Origin of the sequence: Aeromonas sp. PrichA-15, assembly GCF_017939245.1 — a bacterium.
Taxonomy (GTDB): domain Bacteria; phylum Pseudomonadota; class Gammaproteobacteria; order Enterobacterales; family Aeromonadaceae; genus Aeromonas; species Aeromonas caviae.
In genome coordinates this window covers 1-2,243 of the sequence record NZ_JAGKRH010000232.1, presented here as the reverse complement: position 1 = coordinate 2,243, position 2,243 = coordinate 1, and the positions used below count along the sequence as shown (strand labels likewise).

At 60.3% G+C, this 2,243-nt stretch carries 3 protein-coding genes and 1 pseudogene; 3 read left to right on the top strand and 1 reads right to left on the bottom strand.

Annotated elements, in window-relative coordinates:
* The first annotated feature begins 265 nt into the window (after positions 1–265).
* Genes J9889_RS19800 through folA form a run of 3 tightly spaced genes read left to right on the top strand, consistent with a single transcriptional unit; the run spans position 266 to position 2,042 of the window.
* Positions 266–1,063, top strand: a complete 798-nt coding sequence (locus J9889_RS19800) for a threonine/serine exporter family protein (protein WP_050498274.1) — start codon at positions 266–268, stop codon at positions 1,061–1,063.
* Complete coding sequence (locus J9889_RS19795; RefSeq protein ID WP_010675437.1) at positions 1,060–1,527, top strand: threonine/serine exporter family protein; 468 nt, start codon at positions 1,060–1,062, stop codon at positions 1,525–1,527. Before J9889_RS19800 ends, J9889_RS19795 begins: the two co-directional genes overlap by 4 nt.
* Positions 1,528–1,550: 23 nt before the next feature.
* A complete protein-coding gene (gene folA / locus J9889_RS19790) occupies positions 1,551–2,042 on the top strand; it encodes a type 3 dihydrofolate reductase (RefSeq protein WP_104452412.1) in 492 nt (163 codons plus the stop codon).
* A gap of 77 nt (positions 2,043–2,119) precedes the next feature.
* Here folA and J9889_RS24280 read toward each other — a convergent pair.
* Positions 2,120–2,243 (bottom strand): annotated as a pseudogene (locus J9889_RS24280) (IS630 family transposase); the annotation flags it as partial.

Genomic DNA, 2,243 nt, shown 5'->3' with positions numbered 1-2,243 from the left:
CGCCGTTGTGGTCGTGGCAGAGGTGGTAGGATAGGCATCAACTCAGTCCTTTGGGTGTGGCTTGTTTTGTTTAGCGACTAATCAGATCGCACAAACTGGACTGAGTTCCCTTCCTCCGGTGATCTACTATTCGGAACAGCTATTTATTCCCCGGGCGGCTGAATAATAGTGACCAGTGCCCGCAGTCCGATAGAGATGGATGAAGGTGTATTTATTTTGGGGTAATATCCAGACACATTTCATCTTGCTATGACTCAAAGGGATCATGAGAAGCATCACACCAGGAAGGGTGCTGTCGCGAGAGCAGCAGACGGAGATCACCCGGATCATCGTCAAGGCGGGCCAGATGCTGGCCCAGTTTGGGGCGGAGAGCCGCATCATCGAGCAGACCACGGTCCGCCTGGGCATGGCGCTCGGGCTGGAGAGCGTCGAGATGGCCATCTCTTCCAGCGCCATCGTCCTCACCAGCCTCTACCAGGGCAGTTGCGTCACCACCACCCGCCGGGTGCGGGAGCACGGCATCAACATGCAGGTGGTGTGCGAAATCCAGCGCATCTGCATCATGACGGAAAAGTCGCTTATCGGCGCGCGCGAGGTACGTCAGCGCCTCGAGGCCATCACGCCGTTCCACTATCACCCCTGGCTGGTGGTGCCCATGGTGGGGCTCTCCTGCGGTGCCTTCTGCCTGCTGTTTGGCGGTGACTGGCCCATCTTCCTGGTGACCTGCTGCTCGGCCTCGGTCGCCATGCGGGTGCGCCAGCTCATTGCCCGCCATCACCACAGCCCCCTCATCAACTTTGCCGCCACCGGGTTTATCGCCACCCTGCTCGCTTCCAGCGCCACCTTCTTCGGCTGGGGCGAACAACCCTATCTCGCCATGGCCGCCAGCGTGTTGCTGCTGGTGCCGGGGTTCCCGCTCATCAATGCGGTCTCCGACATGGTGAAGGGTTACTTCAACATGGGGCTGGCCCGCTGGGGCACGGCGACACTGCTGACCATCAGCGCAGCCATAGGGATCATTCTCGCCATGTCGGTGACCGGTATCTGGGGGTGGAAAGTATGATGGAACTGCTCTGGCTGCTGGCCAAGGATGCCTTCTGGTCGGCCATTCCGGCGGTGGGCTTTGCCATGCTGTTCAACGTGCCGCCACGGATGCTCAAATATTGCGCCATGGGGGGCGCGTTGGCCCACAGCCTGCGTACCCTGCTCATCCACTACGGCATGCCCATCGAGTGGGCCACCCTGGCAGCGGCGACCACGGTCGGCTTTGTCTGTGTCTACTGGTCGCGCCGCCTGCTGGCACCGCGCCCTGTGTTCAGCGTTGCCTCCATCATCCCCATGATCCCGGGCAGCTATGCGTTCAAGACCATGATCGCCATCGTGGAGCTCAATATCTCCGGGGTGACCATGGAGCTGCTTCAGAGCGCGGTGGAGAACGGCCTCAAGGCGCTGTTTATCGTGGGGGCCCTGAGTTTCGGTTTGGCGATCCCCTCTCTGGTCGTGTACCGTAACCGCCCCATTATCTGACGACGGTGCGAGAGGTTGACCCCATGATGATTTCCATGATTGCCGCCATGGCCCACGATCGGGTGATAGGGCTGGACAACCAGATGCCTTGGCACCTGCCGGCGGATCTGGCCCACTTCAAGCGGGTCACTCTGGGCAAGCCGGTGCTGATGGGGCGCAAGACCTTTGAATCCATCGGACGACCGCTGCCCGGCCGTCGCAATCTGGTGATCAGCCGCAACCCCGACTACCGGGCCGACGGCGTGGAGGTTATCGACTCGGTGGAGGCCGCACTGGCCCTGCTGGCGGATAGTGACGTCGCGGAGCTGATGGTGATCGGGGGCGGTCATCTCTACGGCCAGCTGCTGCCACGGGCCGACAGGCTCTATCTGACCCGTATCGATCTGGCGGTGGAAGGGGATACCCGCTTCCCGGCCTTCGATGAGAACGACTGGTCGTGCATCGAGCGCGAGTTACATCAGCCTGACGAGAAGAACCCCCATCCCTACTGTTTCGAGACCTGGCAGCGGCGCTGAGCCCTCTGATGCCATGAAGAGCCCCTTGCGACAGCCGGGGGCTTTTTTGTGCCCTGTTATACCAATCGGATTAAACATTAGGTCAGTTTTATCCAATCTCGGCTACAAAGTGACATCACCCGCTCCACATCGGCAATAAAGTGCTTCCAGGCCGATGTGCAGGCATCAAGGATGTCGTCGTAATCCTTGAAGCTGCGATTA

Coding starts and splice junctions, on each gene's coding strand:
- J9889_RS19795 (WP_010675437.1), top strand. CDS start 1,060: ATGATGGAACTGCTCTGGCTGCTGGCCAAGGATGCCTTCTGGTCGGCC.
- folA (WP_104452412.1), top strand. CDS start 1,551: ATGATGATTTCCATGATTGCCGCCATGGCCCACGATCGGGTGATAGGG.
- J9889_RS19800 (WP_050498274.1), top strand. CDS start 266: ATGAGAAGCATCACACCAGGAAGGGTGCTGTCGCGAGAGCAGCAGACG.